A 24,558-nucleotide genomic window follows, 5' to 3' on the forward strand; every position below is an offset into this window, starting at 1 on the left:
ATGGGCGACGTTCCTCTCACCATCGCCCAGTACATCGAGCTTCGCGGTGACATCGACCTCGACCTGTTGACCGAGGCCAGCAAGCGCACCGGCCGGGAGTTCGGCTCCGGCTTCCTCCGCCTCGTCGAGATCGACGGCGTTCCGTACCAGTACGTCGACAAGGCGCTCGACGACGCCATCACCTACGTCGACCTCCGCGGCGAGGACGATTCCGTCGACGCGGCCGAGAAGTGGATGCGGGCCAACTACAGCGCCCCCGTCGACCTCCTCGAGGACCGCCTCGTCGTGGTCTACCTACTCCACGTCGGGGAGAATCACTACTTCTGGTTCTGCCGCATCCATCACATCGCGCTCGACGGTTTCGGCGCGATGGCGCTGATCGCTCGCATCGCCGAGATCTACACCGCACTGGTCGAGGGCACCGAGCCGCCGGCCTGCCGCGCCGAGGACCTGGTCCGGATCGTCGAGGACGAGCAGCGGTACCGCAACTCCGAGCGGTTCGCGAAGGATCGCGAATACTGGGCCGAACGCACCGCGCACCTGCCCGAGGCTCCGAGCCTCGCCGGTCGCGCGGCCATGGTGGGCAAGTTCGCGCGGCTCTCCTCCGAGGCCCTGCCCGAGTCCACCGCCACCCTGCTCGACGAGGCGCTCGGCGGCAGCAACGCCAGCTCCGCACCCATCGTGGTGGCCGCATTCGCCGCGTACCTGGCCCATATGACCGACCGGACGGACGTCGTCCTCAGCCTCCCGGTCTCGGCGCGCACCACCGCCACGCTGCGTCGCTCCGGCGGAATGGTGTCGAACATCGTTCCGCTCCGACTCCAGATCACCCCGGAGATGACCGTCCCCGAGCTGGTCAAGAGCGTCCAGATCGAGCTCACCGGCGCCCTGCGCCGCCAGCGGTACCGCCACGAGGACATCCGCCGGGACGCGGGAGCGCCCCAGGGGCAGCGTGGCTTCTTCGGTCCCTCGATCAACATCATGATGTTCCACAGCGAGATCAAGCTGGGGACGGTCACCGGACACCAGAACGTCCTCACCACCGGACCGGTCGAAGATCTCTCGCTGAACATCTACCAGGGTGTGGCGGGCAGCAAGATCCACATCGACTTCGAGGCCAACCCCAACCTGTACTCCGCCGACGAGCTGGACCGTCACCACAGCCGCTTCTTCGACTTCTTCGAGCGCTTCCTCGGCGCCGGCGACGACGCCTCGGTGTCGGACCTGGCCGCGATGAGCCACGAGGAACGCGGACAGGTCGTGACCGGGTGGAACGGCGACGTCGTGACCCCGCCGGCGGGGACCGTCGTCGACTTGTTCGACGCCCAGGTCGGGCGCACGCCCGACGCGACGGCACTCGTCTTCGACGGCGAGGAGCTCACGTATGCCGAGTTCGACGCGCGGGTGAACCGTCTCGCCCGGACGCTGATCGGCAGGGGAGTGGGTCCGGAGACGAAGGTCGCCCTCGCGATCCGCCGCTCGCTCGACTCCATGGTCGCGATGTACGCCGTCGTCAAGGCGGGTGGCGCGTACGTGCCCCTCGACTCCGACCACCCCGCCGAGCGCACGGCGTACGTGCTCGAGAGTGCCCGCCCGCTGTGCATCCTCACGGTCGCGCGCGACGGCCTCGTCTTTCCCGCCGATCAGGACGTCCTGGAGATCGACGCCCTGGATCTGAGCGGCGCCCCGGCCGGCCCGATCCGCGACGACGAACGGGCAGCCGATCTGCGGCCGGCGAACCCGGCCTATGTCATCTACACGTCCGGGTCCACCGGACGTCCGAAGGGCGTGGCGGTGAGCCACGCTTCGGTCCTGAACCAGGTCACGTGGATCGCGTCGCGCTACGGGCTCGATGCGAACGATGTCGTGCTGCAGAAGACCCCGACGACGTTCGACGTGTCGGTGTGGGAACTGTTCGCCGCACTCGCCTCCGGGTCGCGCCTGGTGATCGCCGCACCCGAGGGGCATCGCGACCCCGCCTACCTCGCCGACGTGATCGCGCGCGAGAAGGTCACGGCGACGTCGTTCGTCCCGTCGATGCTGTCGGTGTTCGTCGCCGAAGCGGACCGCGAACAACTCGTCAGCCTGCGCGTCGTTCTCGTTGCGGGCGAGGCGTTTCCGCCTGCCGTCGCCGCAACGTTCCGCGCGAAGTCCGACGCCGGGTTGCACAACCTGTACGGCCCCACCGAGTTCACCGTGCACGCCACCGCAGGCGAGGTGGATCGGGAGACCCTCCACACGATTCCCATCGGCACCCCGGTGTGGAACACCGAGGCGTACGTGCTCGACGGCCACCTCCGGCCCGCTCCCATCGGATCCGCGGGAGAGCTCTATCTCGCGGGCGCCCAGGTCGCGCGCGGCTACGAGGGCAGGCCGGAACTCACGGCAGAACGCTTCGTGGCCAATCCCTTCGGCGCCGCGGGAACCCGTCTGTACCGCACCGGCGACCTCGTCAAGTGGCGCGTCGACGGCAGCATCGAGTACCTCGGTCGCACCGACTTCCAGGTGAAGGTGCGCGGCCTGCGCATCGAACTGGGCGAGATCGAGGCCGCGATGTCCTCGTATCCCCATGTGGCGCAGTCGGTTGCGGTCGTGCACGACAGCTCCCTGGGGCAACGGCTCGTCGGTTATGTCGTCCCCGAACCCGGTTCGGCGGTGGACGTCGAGGATCTGACGGTCCACGTCGGCCGCGCGGTGCCCTCGTACATGGTTCCCGACGCCGTCGTGGTGATCGCCGAGATGCCGGTCGGAGCGAGCGGCAAACTCGACCGGAAGGCCTTGCCCGAACCGACGTTCGCGGCGGAGTCCAGTGAGTACGTGGCCCCTCGCAGCACCATGGAGGAGTCGATCGCAGGACTGTTCGCCGAGGTTCTCGGTCTGCCGCGGGTCAGTGTCGGCGACTCGTTCTTCGCGCTCGGTGGCGACAGCATCGTCTCGATCCAGCTGGTGTCCCGCGCGAAGGAAGCCGGTGTCCTGTTCACGGCCCGCGACGTCTTCGAGCGCAAGACCGTGGCCTCGCTCGCCGAGGTCGCGAAGTCGGCATCCGAGTCGGCGACGGTGCACGTCCTCGAGGAACTTCCGGGCGCCGGTATCGGCACGATGCCGCTGACACCGGTCGTGCACTGGATGACGGAACTCGGCGGCGACTTCCACCGCTTCTCCCAGTCCATTCTCCTGGCACTGCCGCCGAAGGTGGAGCGGGACCGCCTGGTGCGCACGCTCGCGGCCGTCGTCGATCGTCACGACGCTCTGCGTTCGTCTTTGCGCCGCACCGACTCTCCGGCCGGATGGTCGCTGGAGGTCGCACCGATCGGCTCCGTCGACGTCGACCGGCTCGTCGATCGCGTCGAGTTCAGCGAGGGACCCGGCACCGACTCGTTCGAGGCGCTGGCCGCGCACGCTCTCGAGCGCACGGTGGACACGCTGGACCCGGCGACCGGCAGCGTGGTGCGTTTCGTCTGGTTCGCGCCCGCAGAGGATGCCGGAGATCTCGCACCGCGGGACGGCGCGGACGCCGACAGCGGGGAGGGCGAGAGCACCCCACAGTCGGGACGACTGCTCGTCGTGATCCACCACCTCGCCGTGGACGGGGTGTCCTGGCGAGTGCTGGTGCCTGACTTCGCATCCGCGTGGGCGCAGATCGCCGCCGGGGCCGACCCGCTGCTCCCGGCGGTCGGCACGTCGGTGCGCCGCTGGGCGCACGGCCTCGCCGACAACGCCCGGAGCGCCCGCCGCGTGGCCGAACTCGACCACTGGCGCACCACTCTCGACGGTGCGGACCCGCTGATCGGTTCGCGCGCCCTCGACGGACGCGACACGGTCTCGACCACCGGCCGGGTCCGCCTGGAGGTCTCGGCCGACGTCACCGACGGTCTGCTGACCGACGTGCCGCGCGCGTTCCACGGCGGCGTCAACGACGGTCTCCTCACCGCCCTCGCCCTCGCCGTCGCGGCGTGGCGCGCGGAACGCGGCGTCACCGAGTCCTCCACCCTCGTGCACCTCGAAGGCCACGGCCGCGAGGAGACGGTGCTGCCCGGCGCCGATCTCTCCCGCACGGTCGGCTGGTTCACCAGCATGTTCCCGGTCCGGTTGTCGGCGCCCGGCGTCGACGTGCGCGACGCCCTCGCCGGCGGTGCGGCCGCAGGCCGGGCCGTCAAGTCGGTGAAGGAACAACTCGCCCGGGTACCCGAGCACGGCATCGGTTACGGAATGCTGCGATTCCTCAACGCCGAGACCCGCGCGGTTCTCGCCGCGTTGCCGAGCCCGCAGATCAGTTTCAACTACCTCGGTCGCGTGTCGGTGGGCGAGATCCCCGACGCGTTCCGGGCGGCGGGCTGGGTGCCCGACACCGACACGATGGAGCTGACCGGTACCCGCAACAGCGAGATGCCGGTGCACTTCGCCCTCGACATCAACGCGATGATCGTGGATGTCGAAGGAGAACAGCGACTTTCGGCCACCGTCGACTTCCCCCAGGGCGTCCTCGCCGACGCCGAGGTCGGCGAGCTCACCGGCCTGTGGGCACGCGCGCTCGAAGGGCTCGTCGAACACACGAAGCGGCCCGGAGCCGGTGGCCGGACGCCGTCGGACCTCGACCTCGTGTCCCTGAGTCAGAGCCGGATCGACACCCTCGAGAGCGACTACCCCGCGCTCGGCGACGTCTGGTCGCTGGCCCCGCTGCAGGTGGGCTTGCTGTTCCACGCGTCGCTGGCCGGTACCGACACCGACGTGTACACCACCCAGCTCGTGATGGACCTGGGCGGATCCGTCGACACCGACCGCCTCCGCCGTGCCGCGGAGTCACTCGTCGCGAGGCACCCCAACCTGCGCACCGCGTTCGTCGCGGGCGACGACGGCGCCGGCATGCAGGTGGTCGTCGACCGGGTGGACGTGCCGTGGACGCACGTCGACCTCTCGGCCGCGTCCGAGTCCGATCGTGCTGCGGAACTCGAGGCGCTGATGCTCGCGAACCGGACCGACCGGTTCGACATGACTGCGCCGCCTCTCGTTCGGTTCCTGCTGGTCGAGACGGGCGAGGACCGCTACCGGTTCGCCGTCACCAACCACCACATCCTCCTCGACGGCTGGTCGCTGCCGATCCTCATCCAGGATCTGCTGACCCTGTACGCGGTGGACGGCGACGAACTGGCACTGCCGCAGCCGCGTCCGTACCGCAGCTACCTCGAGTGGCTGTCCGCGCAGGACCCGCAGGTGCCCGTGGCCGCGTGGACGAAGGCCCTGGGCGGTATCGAGGAGCCCACCCTCCTCGCACCCGCGCACGCGGAGACCGCGCCGACGCTCACCCCCGGTGAGCTGGTGATCGACCTGCCGGACGACCTGCTCGCCGACATGACCGCGCGCTCGCGCGAACTCGGTGTCACCATGAACACCCTCGTCCAGGCCGCGTGGGGAATCGTGCTGGGCAGGCTGACCGGACGGGACGACGTGGTGTTCGGCACCACCGTCTCGGGTCGTCCGCCGCAGGTGCCCGGCATCGAGTCCATGCTCGGGCTGTTCATCAACACTCTGCCGGTGCGGGTCCGCGTCCGTGCCGGCGACGCCGTCCGCACCCTGCTCGACCGCATCCAGCACGAGCAGACCGAGTTGCTCGATCACCATCACGTCGGGCTCACCGACATCCAGCAGGGACTCGGCCTCGGCGCGCTGTTCGACACGCTGATGGTCTACGAGTCCTACCCGCTCGACCGTGAGGCGCTCACGAAGAGCAGCGACATCGAGGGTCTCCGCGTTCTCGACGTGACGTCCAACGACGCCACGCACTACCCGCTGGCGATCGTCGCGATGACCGACCCGCGGCTGCACCTGACGGCCAAGTTCCTTCCCGAGATCTTCGAGGCCGCCGAGGTCGAGGAGATCATGGAGCGGGTCGTCCGCGTGCTCGGTGCGCTGTCCGGGGACGTCGACACGCTCGTCGCGGACATCGACATCCTCGCTCCCGGTGAGCGTGCGTCCTTGCTGGCGGCGCACGGCACCGACGCCGTCGTACCGCTGTCGCTGCCGGAGATCCTCGCCGCGACCGCGGCCGAGAACGGCGAGCGCACCGCGCTGGTCGCGGACGGCGAATCGCTGACCTACGCGGAACTCGACGCGCGCTCGAACCTGCTCGCCCGGGTTCTCGTCGATCGCGGTGTGGGACCGGAAACGTCGGTGGCGCTCGGGATGACGCGCTCGCTGCACTCGGTGATCGCAACGTGGGCCGTGGCCAAGGCCGGCGGCACCTTCGTGCCCGTCGACCCCCGCTACCCGTCCGAGCGCATCGCGCACATGGTCGCCGACTCCGGTGCGATTCTCGGCCTGACCGTGGCCGCCCAGCGGGACACCCTTCCCTCGGACGTCGAATGGCTCGCCCTCGATTCGTCCGAGTGCGACGCGCTGTGCGCCCCGAAGTCGGCGGATCCGGTCACGGATTCCGAGCGGACCGCGTCGGTGCAGCTCGAGCACCCGGCGTACATGATCTACACGTCCGGTACCACCGGTCTGCCCAAGGGCGTCGTCGTCACCCACACCGGTCTGGCCAACTTCTCCGCCGAGCAGCGCACCCACTACGGGGTGAGCCCGTCGGCGCGGACCCTGCACTTCGCGTCCCCGAGCTTCGACGCGTCCGTCCTCGAACTGCTGCTCGCCTTCGGCTGCGGCGCGACGATGATCGTCGCCCCCGCAGACCTGTACGGCGGCGAGGAGCTCCGAAACTTCCTCGCGGACAACGAGGTCACCCACGCCTTCGTCACGCCCGCCGCGCTCGCGTCGGTGGAGCCGGCCGGACTCGACCGGCTCGAGGTCGTCGTGGTCGGCGGCGAGGCGTGCCCGCCGGAACTGGTGGAACGCTGGGCGCCGGGTCGCCGGATGTACAACGGTTACGGACCCACCGAGGCCACCATCATGAGCAACGTCAGCAACCTGCTGGTGCCCGGGAGCCGGGTCGAGATCGGCGGTCCCGTCTGCGGTGTCACCGTCTACGTTCTCGACGAACTGCTGCGCCCGGTACCCGTCGGCGTGGCGGGGGAGTTGTACATCGCAGGCCCCGGCCTCGCCCGCGGCTACCACGACCGTCTCGGCCTCACCGCCGAACGATTCGTCGCGAACCCGTTCGGCGACAGCGGCAGCCGGATGTACCGCACGGGCGACGTCGTCCGGTTCGTCGTCGACCACGGACACCGTTCCGGCTACGGCGTGGAGTACGTCGGTCGCAGTGACTTCCAGGTGAAGGTCCGTGGTTTCCGGATCGAACTCGGCGAGATCGACGCCGTTCTGGTCAAGCACCCGGACCTCGAGTTCGCGGCCACCCTCGGCACGTCGATGCCGTCGGGTTCGACCGCCCTCGTGTCGTACGTGCTGCCGACCGCGGGCGCCTCGGTGGACGTCGCCGAGGTGACGCATTTCGTCGGCGACATGCTTCCGGCGCACATGGTGCCGAGCTCGGTCGTCGTCCTCGACGAGATCCCGCTCACCACGGCAGGAAAACTTGACCGGAAGGCCCTGCCCGAGCCCGACTTCGACGCCCTGCAGGGCGAGATGATCGAGCCGCGTACGCCGACCGAGGAACTGGTCGCCGGTGTCCTCGCCGACGTGCTCGGGCTCGCGAAGATCAGTGTCGCCGAGTCGTTCTTCGACCTCGGGGGCAACTCGCTCGTGGCGACGAAGGCTGTCGCCCGGCTCAACGCTGCCGCGGGCACCCGTCTGGGTGTGCGCGAGTTGTTCGATGCGCCGACCGTGGAGCGGCTCGCCGTAAAGGTGGCGGAGCAGGCCGGCACGGGCTCCGACCGCCCGGTCCTCGTCGCGCGGCCGCGCCCCGAGCGGGTTCCGCTGTCGATGGCTCAGCAAAGCATGTGGCTGATGAACCGGTTCGACACGGCGTCCTCGGCGTACAACATCCCGCTCGCCGTGCGGCTCTCCGGTTCGCTCGACATCGACGCGATGTCGTCGGCGGTGTCGGATGTGCTCGCGCGGCACGAGTCTCTGCGGACCGTGTTCCCCGACGCCGGCGACGGCCCGTACCAGCAAATCGTCGACACCGAGCAGGTTCCCTTCGACCTGACGCCCGTCCCGGTGACCGAGGCCGAACTCCACACGGCCCTCACCGAATTCGCCACCGAGGGATTCGACGTCACAGTTGCGCCCCCGCTGCGCATCCGGCTGTTCGCCACGAGCGAGAGCGAGTTCCTGCTCGTCCTCGTCGTGCATCACATCTGCGCCGACGGCGCGTCGATGTCGCCGCTCGCACGGGACGTCATGGTCGCATACAGCGCGCGCACCGCCGGTGCGGCTCCGCTGTGGCAGCCGCTGCCGGTGCAGTACCCCGACTTCGCGCTGTGGCAGCGCGAAGTCCTCGGCGACCCCGCCGACACCCAGTCGCTCGCGGGCAAGCAGATCGCGCACTGGGCTGACACCCTCGCCGGGGCACCCGAGCTCATCGACCTTCCGCTGGACCACGCACGCCCGGCCAGGCAGTCGATGCGGGGCGATTCGATCGACTTCGCGATCACCCCCGAGTTGCGGCGCGGCCTCGAAGCGGTCGGCAAGGAACGCGGCGCCTCGCTCTTCATGGTGACGCACGCGGCGTTGACGACACTGCTGTCGCGGCTGAGCAACAGCGACGACATCACCGTCGGCACCCCGCTCGCCGCACGCAGCGATCAGGCGCTCGACGACCTCGTGGGCATGTTCGTCAACACCCTGGTCCTGCGCACCCACGTGCGGCCGGGGGATTCCTTCGCCGAACTCGTCGAACGGGTCCGCGAAGGCGACCTGGCGGCGTTCGGTAATTCCGACGTGCCGTTCGAGAAGATCGTGGAGGCACTGCGGATTCGGCGCTCGGCGGCGTACTCGCCGCTGTTCCAGGTGATGCTGTCGTTCCAGAACAACCGGATGGACGCGCTCGAACTGCCCGGTCTGACCGTCCACGTGATCGAGGACATGGCGCAGGGCGCCAAGTACGACCTCACACTGACGATCACCGAGAAGGCCGACGAGTCGGGTGAACCGGCAGGCCTCGGCGGCAGGTTCACGTTCGCCACCGACCTGTTCGAGCGGAGCACCGCGGAACGGATCTCCGAACGGTTCGTCCGGATCCTCGAGGCCGTCGTCACCGATCCCGGTGTCGCTGTGGGCGACATCGACATTCTCACCGAACACGAGAGAGCAAAGTTGAGCCAAGCCCGACCTGCCCGCACGATGACAGTTCGCGAGCTGCCGCAGCTTCTGGCTGCAGCGGTCGAGGTCGCTCCCGACGCCGTCGCCGTCGCCCACGACGGCATGCAGGTGACGTACCGCGAGTTCGACGAGCGGCTGCGCTTGATGTCCGCGCCGCTGTCGGAGCGGGGGATGGGTCCGGACGCGATCGTCTCCGTCGTGCTGTCCGGTCTGGTTCCCACGATCATGACGGCCCCGCCGTCCGAGGACGGGAAGGACGGCTTCGGTACGATCCTCGACCAGGTCATCGCGGACGCGTACGCCCTCGTCGGTGACATCGAGATCGCCGCGCCCGCACCGGAGATCGTTGCAACGGCGCCGTCGGCGTCCGAGATGCCCGATCCCGCGGGGTGGCCGCTCGAGCGGTTCATCGCGCGCTGGCAGGAGTCGGTGGAACGGGAACCCGATGCGCCGGCAGTCGTTGCGGGTGGGGTCACGACCACCAGGGGCGAACTCAACCGCCGCGCCAATCAGCTGGCTCGTGAGCTCCGCGCGCAGGGGGTCGGTCCCGACGACGTCGTGGCACTGATCGTCCCGCGGTCGCTCGAATGGGTGATCGGCATGATCGCCGCCTGGAAGCTGGGCGCGGCATACTCGCCGTTCGACCAGGACTGGGGTCTCGACCGGATCGTCGGGCTGATCGAGGACAGTGGTACCCGCGCCGTGGTCGTCACCAACTCGTGGAGCGGCTTGACCGAGGCGCCGTTGGGCAACGCCGTCCTCGACGCCGCGATCGTCGTCGACGATGCCGACACGATCGAGCGGCTCGCCGCACACGACGTCAGTGACTTCGCGCACGACCCGTGGTCGGACGCGGAAGCGAGTTCCCGCCTGGCCTATGTCATCTCGACCTCGGGTTCGACCGGACGCCCGAAGCCGACCATGGTGCCCATGATCGGTGTGTCCAACACGTATCAGTGGTATCGCCACGCCCTGGATTTCACCGAGGGGACCGGTGTCCTCGTCGCCAACTCTCCGTTGTTCGACCAGACCCAGAAAAATATCTGGGTGTCGGTCGCGTACGGCGGCGTCATGCACCTTGCGCAACCCGGCTTTGACCCACTACCAATCCTCCGGCAGATCGGCACCGGCGATGTGCAGATCGCGAACATGGCGCCCAGCGCCTTCGAGGTCCTGAGCGACCTCGACACGGAAGGGGTCCTCGGCAAGCTGGACATCGTGGTGGTCGGCGGCGAGCAGCTCCGACCCGCCGCCTGCTCCGCGCTGATCGGAACGCAGACCCGTCTGATCAACACCTACGGGCCGACCGAGGCGTCGGCCACCGACTCCTCGTACGAGGTCGACCTCTCCTCGGCGGATGCCGAGCAGTGGCCGGTGCCGTTCGGTGCGGCGTTCGAAGGGGTCGAGTACCACGTGCTCGACGGGCGGATGCGCCCGGTTCCGCCCGGTGTGACCGGTGAGCTCTACATCGGCGGCATCGTGCTCGCTCGTGGATACGGTGGCATGACCGGGATCACGGCGTCCCGCTTCGTCGCGAACCCGTTCGGCAACGCCGGCACCCGCCTCTACCGGACCGGCGACCTGGTCCGTGAGCGTGACCACGGCCAGCTGGTATTCGTCGGTCGCAGCGACTTTCAGGTGAAGATCCGCGGCCTGCGGATCGAACTGGGGGAAATCGAGTCGGCGCTCACCGCCAACAGCGACGTGCTGCAGTCGGTCGTCGTCGTGCACGAGAGCGAGCAGGGCCCCCGGCTCGTCAGCTACGTCACCGCGGCAGCCGGTGTCGAACTCGACATCGACGCGATCCTGGACGACCTGCATCGCGCCCTGCCCTCGCACATGATCCCGGACACGGTGATGGTGCTCGACGAGATGCCGCTCAACGCGAATCTCAAAGTCGACCGCAAGGCCCTCCCGGAGCCGGTCTTCGCCACGAGCACGGTCGAATTCGTCGCACCTCGCACCCCCCTCGAGGAGGTCGTCGCCGGCATCTTCGGTGACGTCGTCTCCGCGACGCGGGTGAGTGTCGACGAGTCGTTCTTCGACCTGGGCGGCAACTCCCTCAGCGCCACCAGAGTCGCTGCCCGCGTCACGTCCGCGACGGGCACCGAGGTCGGGATCCGTGATCTGTTCGAGGCCCCCACGGTCGCGACCCTCGCGAAGCTCGTCGAGGACCGGGCTCACCACGGCTCCACCAGGCCCGCACTCGTCGCCGGCGAGCGCCCGCGGGAGTTGCCGCTGTCGCTCGCGCAGCAGCGGATGTGGTTCCTCAACCGTTTCGATCCGTCGTCGCCGGCGTACAACGTTCCGCTCACCGTGCGACTGCGCGGGGAGCTCGACGTCGCCGCCCTGGCCGCGGCGCTCTCCGACGTCGTGGCGCGGCACGAAGTGCTGCGGACCGTGTTCCCGGACTCCGATTCCGGTGCGCATCAGGTGATCCTGCCCCCCGCCGACATCGACCTCGCTCTCGAGCCGGTCGACGTCCGCGAGGAGGCCCTTCGGGACCGAATGTTCGAATTCGGTTCCACCGGCTTCGACGTCACCGACACGATCCCGGTCCGGGCCCGCCTGTTCCGGCTCGGCGCGGCCGACCACGTGCTGGTCCTGGTCATGCACCACATCGCGTCCGACGGCGCGTCCACGCTGCCGCTGGCCCGCGACGTCATGACGGCCTACGCGGCCAATCTGGACGGAACGCAGCCTGCATGGCCGGTGCTGCCCGTCCAGTACGGGGACTACGCGCTGTGGCAGCGGGACGTGCTCGGTTCCGAGGACGACCCCGATTCCCTGGCCGCGGCGCAGATCGATTTCTGGTCGAAGACCCTCGCGGGTGTGCCGGACGTCCTGGCGCTCCCCATCGACCGGCCCCGCCCGACGGTGCGGTCGATGGCCGGTGCCTCCGTCGGCTTCTCCGTCGACGAGGACATCCACCGTCGTCTCGGTGAGGTCGCGCGCGCACACAACGTGTCACTGTTCATGGTGCTGCACGCCTCGCTGTCCGTGCTGCTGGCACGGCTCAGCGCGAGCACCGACATCGCCATCGGAACAGCTGTGGCCGGTCGTGGTGACGAGGCACTCGAGAACCTCGTCGGCATGTTCGTCAACACGCTGGTGCTGCGGACCGAGGTCGAGCCCGGCACGTCGTTCGCCGAACTGCTCGAGCAGGTCCGCACCCAGGACCTCGCCGCGTTCAGCAATCAGGACGTCCCGTTCGAGCAGTTGGTGGACGTCTTGAAGCCGACCCGGTCGACGGCGTACTCGCCGCTGTTCCAGGTCGTGCTGACCCATCAGGTCAACGGCATCCCGTCGCTCGAGTTCGCCGGGCTCGAGGCGACACCCGGCGCCGTGGACGTCGAGTTCAGCAAGTTCGACCTCACCGTGGACCTGCGCGAATTGTGGTCGGACGAGGGTGCGCCCACCGGGATCACCGGCGTTCTCGGGTTCGCCACCGAGATCTTCGACGCGGAGACCGTGCAGGGCTTCGCGGACCGTTTCGTGCGGATCCTCGCCGCCGTCGCAGGCGGCGGAACCGACATCGCGGTAGGGGACATCCCCATCCTCGACGCCGAGGAGACAGCGGAACTGACACCGGTCCGCGGTATCGAGGGCACACCGCCCACGACTCTCGTCGAACTGCTGTCCGCGGCGGTCGCCGCGAACCCCGACGGGGTCGCGATCGTCTCGGGCGGCGACAGCATCACCTACCGCGAGCTGGACGAGCTCTCGAACCGTGTGGCGCGCATCCTGATCGAGCGCGGAGTCGGCGCGGAGACGTTCGTCGGGCTCGGCATCACCCGCTCGATCGTGTCGATCGCCGGCATCTGGGCGGTCGCCAAGAGCGGCGGCGCGTACGTGCCGATCGACCCCGGGTACCCGGACGAGCGCATAGCGCACATGGTCACCGATTCCGGTGTGTCGCTGGGGCTTTCCGTGAGCTCCGAGGTCGGCCGGCTTCCTGCGGACGTGGATTGGCTGGTCCTCGACAGCGAAGACTTCGAGAACGCCGCCGCGCAGTATTCCACGGCTCCCGTCGCGGAGGTGGAGCGTCGCACGGCCGTGACACCGGCCAACAGCGCCTACGTGATCTACACGTCCGGCACCACCGGGCAGCCCAAGGGCGTCGTCGTGACGCACCGGGGTCTCGCCAACTTCGCGGCCGAACAGCGTGAGCGTTACCGGGTGACGACGGACTCGCGGACGCTGCACTTCGCGTCGCCGAGCTTCGACGCGTCCGTTCTCGAACTGCTGCTCGCGGTCGGCGCCGGTGCCACAATGGTGATCGCTCCCACCGACGTGTACGGCGGACCCGAGTTCGCGAAGTTCCTGCGCGAACACCGCGTCACGCACGGCTTCGTCACGCCTTCGGCGCTGGCGTCCGTGGATCCGTCCGGGCTGGACGACTTCCAGTTCGTCGTCGCCGGCGGCGAGGCCGTCCCGGCGGAACTCGCGGCCCGCTGGGCACCCGGACGTTCGCTGTTCAACGGATACGGTCCCACCGAGACCACGATCATGACCAACATCAGCGACCCGATGGCCGCCGACGGCCCGGTCACTATTGGTGGTCCGATCCGCGGCACCAGCGCGCTGGTCCTCGACGATCGGCTCCGCCCCGTTCCGGTCGGTATCGCAGGTGACCTCTATCTGTCGGGTCTCGGACTCGCCCGTGGCTACCACCGGCGCACGCCGCTGACCGCGGGACGCTTCGTCGCGAACCCGTACGGTGAGCCGGGCGACCGGATGTACCGCACCGGCGACGTCGTGCGCTGGACGAAGGACGCGGACGGTGCGCTGACCGTCGACTACGTCGGCCGCTCGGACCAGCAGGTGAAGGTCCGCGGGTTCCGCATCGAACTCGGCGAGATCGACGCGGTGCTCGCCAAGCACCCCGCCGTCGACTTCGCCACGACGTCCGTGCTGCCCGGACCGTCCGGCGATTCGGTCCTCGTGTCGTACGTGCTTCCGGTGCCGGGCGTCGAGGTGGACGTTCCCCGGATGCTGGACTTCGTGGGCGAGTTCGTGCCCACGTACATGGTGCCGTCGACGATCGTGACCCTCGACGCCATCCCGCTCACCCCGGTGGGCAAGCTCGACCGCCGGGCCCTGCCCGAGCCCGAATTCCTGGCGGAGGACCGTGAGTTCCGTGCTGCGGGAACCGCTCTCGAACAGCGGGTCGCCGCGGTGTTCGCGGAGGTACTCGGTGTCGACGTGGTCGGAGCGGACGACTCCTTCTTCACGCTCGGCGGAAACTCGCTCGCCGCCACCCGCGTGATGGCGCGGATCAACGAGGCCGTGGGCATCGACGCTCCGGTGCGCGAGATCTTCGAGGCTCCCACGGTGGCGCAGCTGGCCCGCAGGCTGGAAGAGCTCGGTGTGGATGGCGGCGCGCGTCCGCCCGTCACCGCCGGACCGCGTCCGGACCGGCTGCCGCTGTCGCTGGCACAGCAGCGGATGTGGTATGCCAACCGGTTCGATCCCGAATCGGCCGAGTACAACATCCCGTTGGCGTTGCGGCTCACCGGCGCACTGGACGTCGACGCGCTGCGCTCGGCGATCGCCGACGTCGTCGCCCGGCACGAGTCGCTGCGCACGGTGTACCCGGATTCCGTCGACGGCCCCTACCAGGTCGTCCTGCCCGCATCCGACACGAAGTCCGGGCTCGACGTCGTCCGCGTGGCCGACGAGCAGGAGCTGCGGGAGCGGGTCGTCGCGCTGGCATCGGCCGGCTTCGACGTCACCGCCGACGTGCCGGTGCGCGCCGCCCTGTTCGAACTCGGGGAACGCGACCACGTCCTCGTCGTCGTCGTCCACCACATCTCGGCGGACGGCTCGTCGATGGCCCCGCTCGCACGGGACTTGTTCGGCGCCTATGGCGCTCGCGTGCAGGGGGAGGAGCCCGGCTTCTCGCCGCTGCCCGTGCAGTACCCGGACTTCGCCCTGTGGCAGCGGAATCTCCTCGGCTCCGAGGACGACCCGGACTCGCTTGCGGGCAAGCAGATCGCGTACTGGACGCACGCCCTCGGCGATGCACCGGAGGTCCTCGACCTCCCGGCCGACCGGCCGCGTCCGGCCGTCCGCAACCCGCAGGGTGGCCTGATCGAGTTCGAGATCGGGCAGGACGTGCACCGGTCGCTGAACGACCTCGCACAGACCCACCAGGCGTCGCTGTTCATGGTGGTGCACACCGCACTCGCCGTGCTCCTGGGACGTCTGAGCAACACCAGCGACATCTCCGTCAGCACCCCCGTCGCGGGCCGCGGTGACCGCGCGCTCGACGACCTCGTCGGGATGTTCGTCAACACGCTCGTGCTGCGCACCGATGTGGACCAGAACGCCCGTTTCAGCACGCTGCTCACGCAGGCACGCGAGGTCGATCTGAATGCATTCGGGAACGCGGATGTGCCGTTCGAGCAGATCGTCGAGGTGCTCCGTCCGTCGCGCACCGCCGCGTACGCGCCGCTCGCGCAGGTGATGCTGAGCTTCCAGAACCTCGAACGGCCGAAGCTCGAGCTCGACGGGCTGACCGTCGAGGTTCTCGAGAGCGGACTCACCACGAGCAAGACCGATCTCGGTGTCGCGGTCGAGGAACGGTTCGACGAGGGCTCCGTCGCGAACGGCATGCGGGGCTGGTTCTCCTACGCCACCGATCTGTTCGACGAGTCGACGGTCCGCGGTTTCGCCGATCGCTTCGTTCGCGTGCTCGAGGCCGTCACGGTCGACGCGGACGCCGTCGTCGGTGACATCGACATCCTGACCGAGGACGAGAAGGCCGGTCTGGCCGTGCCGGAAGAGGGGGCGCAGTCCCTGATGTCGCACTCGATCTCGGAGGAGCTGACGGCCACAAAGTCGCTGCCCGAACTCCTCGACGGCGCGGCGTCGATCAACCCGGACGGGATCGCGCTGTCGCACAACGGCACCGATGTCACGTATGCGCAGTTGCGGGACAAGTCCGCGGAACTCGCGCGCACGCTCGCCGGTGTGGGCATCGGACCGGAAGCCGCCGTCACAGTGGCACTGTCCACTCTGCTGCCCGGACTGCTCGAGGGATCCTCGGGCGAAGATTTCGCCGACACGTTCGCCGGTGTCCTCGCCGGCGTTATCTCCGACGCGACATCGGCGACCTCGACGACTGCGGCGGCCGAGCGGACCCTCGTCGACCTGTTCGAAGAAACTGCGAAGGCAGCATGCGAGGCAGAGGCAGTCACGGCGGGCGCGGTTACACTCACCTACAGTGAACTCGACGTTCGCGCGAACAAACTGGCCCGGTTGTTGATATCGCGGGGGGTGGGCCCGGATTCCCTCGTGGCGGTAGCGCTCGACCGATCGGCGGATCTCGTCGTTTCCCTTCTCGCCGTGGTGAAGGCGGGTGGCGGATACTTGCCGACCGACGTCACCTACCCTGCCGACAGGCTTGAGTTCATGCTCACGGATGCGCGGCCTGTCGTGATTCTCACGTCGATTGCTCATGCAGCTGGTCTTCCCGATACCGGAATTCCTACGGTGCTTCTCGATGCCGACGAGACCCTTATCGATCTTGCGGACCTTGATGCCGGTCCAGTCGAAGAGCGCGAGCGACACGCTGCTCTGCGCGCGAATAATCTGGCTTACGTCATCTACACGTCGGGCTCCACGGGACGTCCCAAGGGCGTGATGGTCACGCACTCCGCCGTCGTGCAATTGTTCGACCGCACGTTCGGCGAGTTCGGCTTCGATGACTCGGATGTGTGGACACTGTTCCACTCATACGCTTTTGACTTCTCGGTGTGGGAGTTGTGGGGGGCGCTGCTCTACGGCGGTCGACTCGTGGTCGTCGACTACCTCACTTCCCGCTCTCCCGACGAGTTCCGCGCACTGCTTAGCCGCGAGCGCGTTACCGTTTTAAGTCAGACGCCGTCGGCGTTTTATCAACTGTCCGCAGCTGATCGCGCTCTCGAGACACCCGATGATCTCGCACTGCGGTATGTGATCTTCGGTGGCGAGGCCCTCGATCTGGGGCAGTTGTCGAAGTGGTACGACAGGCATCCCGAAACTGCTCCGCGCTTGGTGAACATGTACGGAATAACCGAGACGACCGTGCACGTCACACATCTCGCCCTCGACCGCAAGTTCGCCGAGTCGGCCTCGGCATCGGTTGTGGGCGAGCCGATAGATGGTCTGCGCGTGCACGTCCTCGACTCCAGGTTGCGGCCTGTCCCGACCGGAGTTTCCGGCGAGATGTACATCTCCGGCGGGCAACTCACTCGGGGCTACCTACAACGTCCTGATCTCACTTCCACACGATTCGTCGCAAATCCCTTTGGGGCGACGGGTGGGCGGCTGTATCGGTCGGGTGACGTGGCCCGCTGGAATTCCGCGGGATTGCTCGAGTACCTAGGCCGCAGCGACTCGCAGATCCAGCTCCGTGGCTTCCGCATCGAGCTGGGAGAAATCGAATCGGCGCTGTTGCGAGCACCCGGTGTCGCGGCATCAGTTGCAGTGGTGCTCCGGGATGCCGAGGTCGGTGACCGGCTTGTCGGCTACGTCGTCCCTGAGTCTGGCGCGATATTGGTCCCGACTGAGATCAAAGACTTTGCCAGCGGGTTCCTAACCAGCTACATGGTGCCGGATGTCGTGATGGTTCTCGGGGCTATGCCCATAACTGTCAACGGCAAGCTCGACCGAAAAGCCCTGCCTGCGCCGGAGATCACGGTCTTGCAGTCAGAATTCGTTGCTCCCAGCACGCCTGTGGAAGAGATCGTGGCGGGCGTGTTTGCGGAAGTTCTCGGCGTCGAACGCGTCGGCACCGCCGACTCGTTCTTTGACCTCGGCGGAAACTCCATCAGCGCAACGAGGCTCACCGCCAGGCTGACCGCGGCGCTCGGTGCGCAGCTTTCCGTCCGGGAGTGCTTCGAGCACCCGACCGTCGCAGAGCTCGCGGCGTTGCTCGAAGCGACCGCGGGAACCGCCGAACACCGTCCCACGCTCGTCGCCCGTGCCCGCCCCGACCGCATCCCGCTGTCGCTGGCTCAGCAGCGCATGTGGTTCATCAACCAGTTCGATCCGTCCTCCCCGGCGTACAACCTGCCGTTGGCGGTGCGGTTGACGGGCTCGATCGATACGGCGGCGCTGAATGCGGCGTGGGCGGACGTCGTGGAGCGGCACGAGTCGCTGCGAACGGTCTTCCCGGTCGGCGACGAGGACGCACACCAGATCGTGCTGCCCGCAGCCGACGTGGTGTCCGACCTGACCCCGACGCCGGTCGCGGACGAGCAGGACCTGTACGCGCGGATGCGTGAACTCGGCGCCACCGGATTCGACGTCACCGAGACGGTCCCGGTGCGGGTCGCCTGCTTCGAGGTGAACCCCACCGACCACATCCTGATGATGGTCGTGCACCACATCTCGGCCGACGGTGCGTCGCTGGCGCCCCTCTTCACCGACATCATGACCGCCTACGCGGCGCGTGCGGCCGGTACTGCTCCCGGCTGGGAACCGCTGCCCGTCCAGTACGCCGATTACGCGCTGTGGCAGCGTGAGTCGCTCGGTGACGAGTCCGACCCCGAATCGCTCGTCGCCCGCCAGCTCGGCTACTGGCAGCAGGCGCTCGGCGGGCTCCCCGAGGTGCTCGAGTTGCCGGCCGACCGGCCCCGGCCGCCGGTGCAGTCGCTGCGCGGCGCGTCGGCACGTTTCACGATCGACGCGCAGACCCACCGCGGGCTGCTCACGATCGCCCGGGAAACGAACTCGACCCTGTTCATGGTCGTGCACGCCGCGCTCGTGGTCCTGCTCGAGCGGCTGTCGTCGCAGACGGACGTCGCGATCGGCACGCCGGTCGCCGGCCGCGGCGAGCAGGAACTGGACAGGCTCGTCGGCATGTTCGTCAACACCCTCGTGCTCCGCGCGTCGGTGCGTCCCGACGACACCTTCGCCGACCTGCTGGCACAGGTGCGCGCCACCGATCTGAATGCGTTCAGCCACAGCGACGTTCCGTTCGAGCGCCTCGTCGAGGTACTCGACGTGCCGCGGTCGACGGCACACCAGCCGCTGTTCCAGGTGGCGTTGTCGTTCGACAACAACGAATCGGTCCGGATGGAGTTCCCGGGCCTCGAGATCTCCGCGCTCGACGCGCCGCTCGAGGTCGCCAAGTTCGACCTCCAGCTCAGCGTCGGCGAGCGCTACGTCGATGGGGCCGCCGCGGGTATCGCCGCGACGTTCAACTACTCGACCGACATCTTCGACGAGCAGACCGTTCTGAGCTTCGCGGACCGGTTCGGCCGGATCCTCCATGCCGTGTCGGCCGACCGTGACGTGGTCCTCGGCGACATCGAGATCCTCGACGCCGCGGAGAAGGCCGCGATCGCCCCGGTCCGCGGACCGCAGTCAATCGAGCCGCGCACGCTGCCCGAACTGCTGCGTTCGGGTGTCGAGATCTCCCCGGAGTCGGTCGCGGTGTCCTACGAGGGACGCGAGGCCACGTACCGGGAACTCGACGAGCTGTCGAATCAGCTGGCGCGCGTCCTGATCGATCGGGGCGTGGGGCCGGAGAGCTATGTCGCACTGGCGATCACGCGTTCCGTCGAATCCATCCTTGGAATCTGGTCGATCGCCAAGGCCGGCGGCGCCTACCTGCCCGTCGACCCGAAGCTGCCGTTCGAGCGGATCGGCGAGATGCTGTCCGACTCGGGGGCGGTCCTCGGACTGACGGTCGCCCGCCACCACGACGACCTTCCCGGCACGGTGCCGTGGATCGTCCTCGACGAGACGGCGGCGGCCGAGGAGATCGGTGCCCGCAGTGCGGGCGCCGTGGAGGACGCGGATCTGCGCCGCGCGCTGACGGTCGACCACCCGGCGTATCTCATCTACACCTCGGGTTCGACGGGTAAGCCGAAGGGCGTCGTGGTCACCCACCGCGGTCTGGCGAACCTCACCCGCGAGGTGCGCGAGCACTACGTCGTGTCACCGGACTCCCGTTTCCTGCACGTGGCGTCGCCGAGCTTCGACACGTCGGTCGGGGAGATGCTCGCCGCGTTCAGCGCGGGCGCCACCCTGGTGATCTCGCCCGCGGACGTCTACGGCGGCGACGAACTCGCCGACCTGATCCGCCGCGAACGGGTCAACAACGTGGTCATGACACCGACCGCGCTGATGACCGTCGACCCCGACGGGCTCGACACGGTCACGTCCGTCGTGGTCGGCGGCGACACCTGCACACCGGAACTGGTAGCACGGTGGGCTCCCGGCCGCGAGATGCGCAACGCCTACGGTCCCACCGAGACCACGGTCATCGTCACCATCACCGAACCGATGGTGGCGGGCGAACGCGTGACGATCGGTTCGCCGCTGCGTGGCGTCGAATCCCTCATCCTCGATTCGAGGTTGCGTCCGGTGCCGGAAGGAGTTCCCGGGGAGCTCTACATCTGCGGTCCGTCGGTGACCCGCGGCTACCACAACCGTCCGTCGGTCACGGCGGAGCGGTTCGTGGCCAACCCGTTCGGTGAACCCGGCGCGCGCATGTACCGCACCGGCGACGTCGTGCGCTGGGCGGACGGACACCGGGTGGAGTACGTCGGCCGGTCCGACTTCCAGGTGAAGGTCCGCGGGTTCCGCGTCGAACTCGGTGAGATCGACGCCGCCCTGGCCGCACAGCCGAACGTCGAGTTCGCCGTGACCGTGGGTCGCGAGAACCCAGCCGGGCTGACGACCCTCGTGTCGTACGTCCTGCCCGCCGACGGCGCGACGGTCGATCCGGAATCGCTGAAGTCGGTTGTCGGCGAGACGCTTCCGCCGTACATGGTGCCGTCCGTCGTGATCCTCCTCGACGAGGTCCCGCTGACCGGCATCGGCAAGCTGGATCGCGCGCGGCTGCCCGAACCCGAGTTCGTCACCGCGGGCGCGGAGTTCCGTGCCCCGACGACACCCGCGGAAGAGACGATCGCAGGCATCTTCGCCGACGTGCTCGGACTCGAGCAGGTCAGCGTCGACGACAGATTCTTCGACCTCGGCGGAAACTCGCTGAGCGCCACCCGTGTCGTGTCCAGGGCCGGGCAGGTCTTCGGTCGCCGCATCGGAGTGCGGGAACTGTTCGAGGCGCCGACGGTCTCGGGCCTCGCCGCCCGCATCGGCACCCCGGACGAGAACCTCCGACCGCGGCCTGTCCTCGCGCCGCGGGAGAGGTCTGCCTTCGTCCCGTTGTCGCTGGCACAGTCCCGGATGTGGTTCATCAACCGCTTCGACCCGGACTCGCCCGCCTACAACATTCCCCTCGCGGTCCGATTGACCGGTGCGCTGGACGTGGACGCGCTGCAGTCCGCCGTGTTCGACGTGCTCGACCGGCACGAGTCGCTGCGCACGATCTACCCGGACTCGCCGGAGGGCCCGCACCAGGTGATCCTCCCCGCCGACCAGGTCCGGCTGGACCTGACGCCCGCTGCGGTGTCGGATGACGAACTGCGCGAGCAGTTGGTGGAGATGGTCACCGCCGGATTCGACGTCACCGCCGACGTTCCGCCGATCCGGACGCGACTGTTCGAGGTCGGCCCGCAGGACTACGTGCTGGCACTCGTCGTGCACCACGTGTCCACCGACGGTGAGTCCACGGCGCCGTTCGTGCGCGACGTCATGGTGGCGTATGCGTCGCGGGCGGCAGGCCGGGAACCTGGCTTCGCACCGCTCCCGGTGCAGTACGCGGATTACGCGATCTGGCAGCGTGAACTCCTCGGCAGCGAGGACGACCCCGACAGCCTGATCGCCGCCCAGCTGGCCTTCTGGAAGAAGACGCTCGCCGGCGTGCCCGATCTCCTCGAGCTGCCGGTGGACCGGCCGCGACCGCCCGTGCAGTCCCTGCGCGGGTCGCGGATCGACTTCACCATCGACGCCGAGGTGCACCGCGGTCTGGCAGCCCTGGCCCGCAGGCACAACGCCAGCGTGTTCATGGCCGTGCACGCCGCGTTCGCGGTGCTGCTCAGCCGGTTGTCCGGCACCGAGGACATCTCGGTGGGCACCCCGATCGCAGGCCGCGGCGAGCGCGAACTCGACGACGTCGTCGGCATGTTCGTCAACACCCTTGCGCTGCGGGTGCAGGTCGACGGGCAGCAGACGTTCGACGAGATCCTCGATCGTGCCCGGGAGGCCGACCTCGAGGCGTTCTCGCACGCCGACGTCCCGTTCGAGCGCCTGGTCGAGGTCCTGAACCCGGCACGCTCGATGGCCCACCACCCGATCTTCCAGGTGGGCTACTCGTTCCAGAACACGACGAAGGCCGAGCTGGAACTGCCCGACCTCACCGTCACACCGCTCGAGGTCGAGGGCGACACCGCGCAGTTCGACCTCCATCTGATCCTGGGCGACAGCCCCGAGGGTGAGCAGATGTCGGGCGTGTTCACGTTCGCGACCGACCTGTTCGACGCCGCCACCGTCAAGCGTTTCGCGGACATGTTCCGCCGCGTCCTGGCCGCCGCGGTGGACTCTCCGCGGACCGCGGTCGGTGACCTGCCGCTCGCAGGCAGCGACGAGCGTGCGCTCGTGGTGTCCGGATGGAACGACACGGAGCGGGCCCTGCCGGAGACGACGCTCGCGGACATGTTCGCGTCCGCCGCCGCGGAGAACCCCGACGTCACCGCTCTCGTGTTCGAGGGCGAGTCGCTGACGTACGCCGACTTCTCGGCGAGGGTCAACCGGTTGGCCCGGCACCTCGTCGGCCGCGGGGTCGGCCCGGAAACCGTGGTCGGCCTCGCGATTCCGCGTTCGGTGGAACTGCTGGTCGGCATGTACGCGATCGCCGCGGCCGGCGGTGCGTACCTGCCGATCGACCCGGACCATCCGGCCGAGCGCACCGCGTACGTGCTGGAGAGCGCACAACCCGTCTGCGTCCTGGCGACCCGCGCCGTCGTCGGGGGACTGCCGGGCGAGGTCGACTACCTCCTCCTCGACGAACTGGATCTGGGCGGAATCGACCCGTCCCCGCTCACCGACGCGGAGCGGATCACGCCGCTGCGGCCGGAGAACGCCGCGTACGTGATCTACACGTCCGGCTCGACCGGCCGCCCGAAGGGTGTGGCGATCGCGCACCGTGCGATCGCGAACCAGTTGCGGTGGAAGCAGTCGGAATACCCGCTCACCGCCGAAGACTCGGTGTTGCTCAAGACGGCGGCGACGTTCGACCTGTCGGTGTGGGAGTTCTGGTGGGCGCTGACCGCGGGCGCACGTCTGGTCGTCGCCACACCGGACGGCCACCGCGACCCGTCGTACCTGGCCGCACTCGTTGCGGAGCAGCAGGTCTCGACGGTCCACTTCGTGCCTTCGCTGCTGTCGGCGTTCGTCGCGGTTGCGGAACCTGCCCAGCTGGTGTCGTTGACACGTGTGCTCTGCATTGGTGAGGCACTGCCCGCCGACACGATGCTCCGCTTCCGCGACGTCTCCGACGCGGAGATCTTCAACCTGTACGGCCCCACCGAGGCCGCCGTCAGCGTCACCCACTACCGGTGCGGCGACGAGCGCGACGGTTCGGTCCCGATCGGCAGGCCCGAATGGAACACGCAGACGTACGTTCTCGATGCGCGTCTGCACCCGGTTCCCGCCGGCGTCACTGGTGAGCTCTATCTCGCGGGCGAGCAGTTGGCGCGCGGTTACTTCGGCCGCCACGACCTCACCGCGGAACGGTTCGTCGCCAACCCGTTCGGCGACGCCGGACACCGGATGTACCGCACCGGTGACCTGGTGCGATGGAACCGCGACGGCAACCTCGACTACGTCGGCCGGAGCGACTTCCAGGTCAAGGTCCGCGGTTTCCGGATCGAACTCGGCGAGATCGAGCGGGCACTCGTGGCGCACCCGTCGGTGGCGCAGGCCGTCGTCGTCGTCCACCACGACCGTCACACCGGGGACCGGCTCGTCGGCTACGTGGTGCCGGAGCAGGGCGTCTCCGTCGACGACGCCGACGTTCTCACGTTCGCCGGCCGGTCGGTGCCGGGATACATGGTGCCGTCCGCGCTGATCGCCCTCGACGTGCTGCCGCTGAACATCAACGGCAAGCTCGATCGCAAGGCGCTCCCCGAACCCGAGTTCGGTGGCGCCGTGGACCATTACAAGGCTCCGCGTACGCCCGTCGAGGAGATCGTCGCGGGAGTCTTCGCGGACGTGCTCGGTCACGAGCGGGTCAGCGTGGACACGAGCTTCTTCGACCTCGGCGGCAACTCACTGGTCGCGACGCGCGTGGTCGCCCGCGTCAACGCCGCGCTCGACACGTCGATCGGTGTGCGCGAACTGTTCGAGGCTCCGACGGTGATCGCGCTGTCGGCTCGCGCCGAGCAGTCCGATTCGGCGGGCGCGAACCGCCCGGCCCTGGTGCCGCAGCCGCGTCCGGCCCGGATTCCGCTGTCCCCGGCGCAGTCCCGCATGTGGTTCATCAACCAG

Annotated in this window: 1 protein-coding gene (running past one end of the window); it reads left to right on the forward strand. The window is 68.7% G+C overall.

Features of this window, described 5'->3' with window-relative positions; genetic code table 11:
- A protein-coding gene (locus RHA1_RS29825; RefSeq protein ID WP_011598132.1) for a non-ribosomal peptide synthase/polyketide synthase crosses the window boundary here: on the forward strand, positions 1 to 24,558 show its 5' portion. It continues 9,219 nt past the right edge of the window; 24,558 of the gene's 33,777 nt are visible here — the first part of the coding sequence; its start codon is at positions 1 to 3; its stop codon lies off the right edge, out of view.

Origin of the sequence: Rhodococcus jostii RHA1 (assembly GCF_000014565.1) — a bacterium.
Lineage (GTDB): Bacteria > Actinomycetota > Actinomycetes > Mycobacteriales > Mycobacteriaceae > Rhodococcus_F > Rhodococcus_F jostii_A.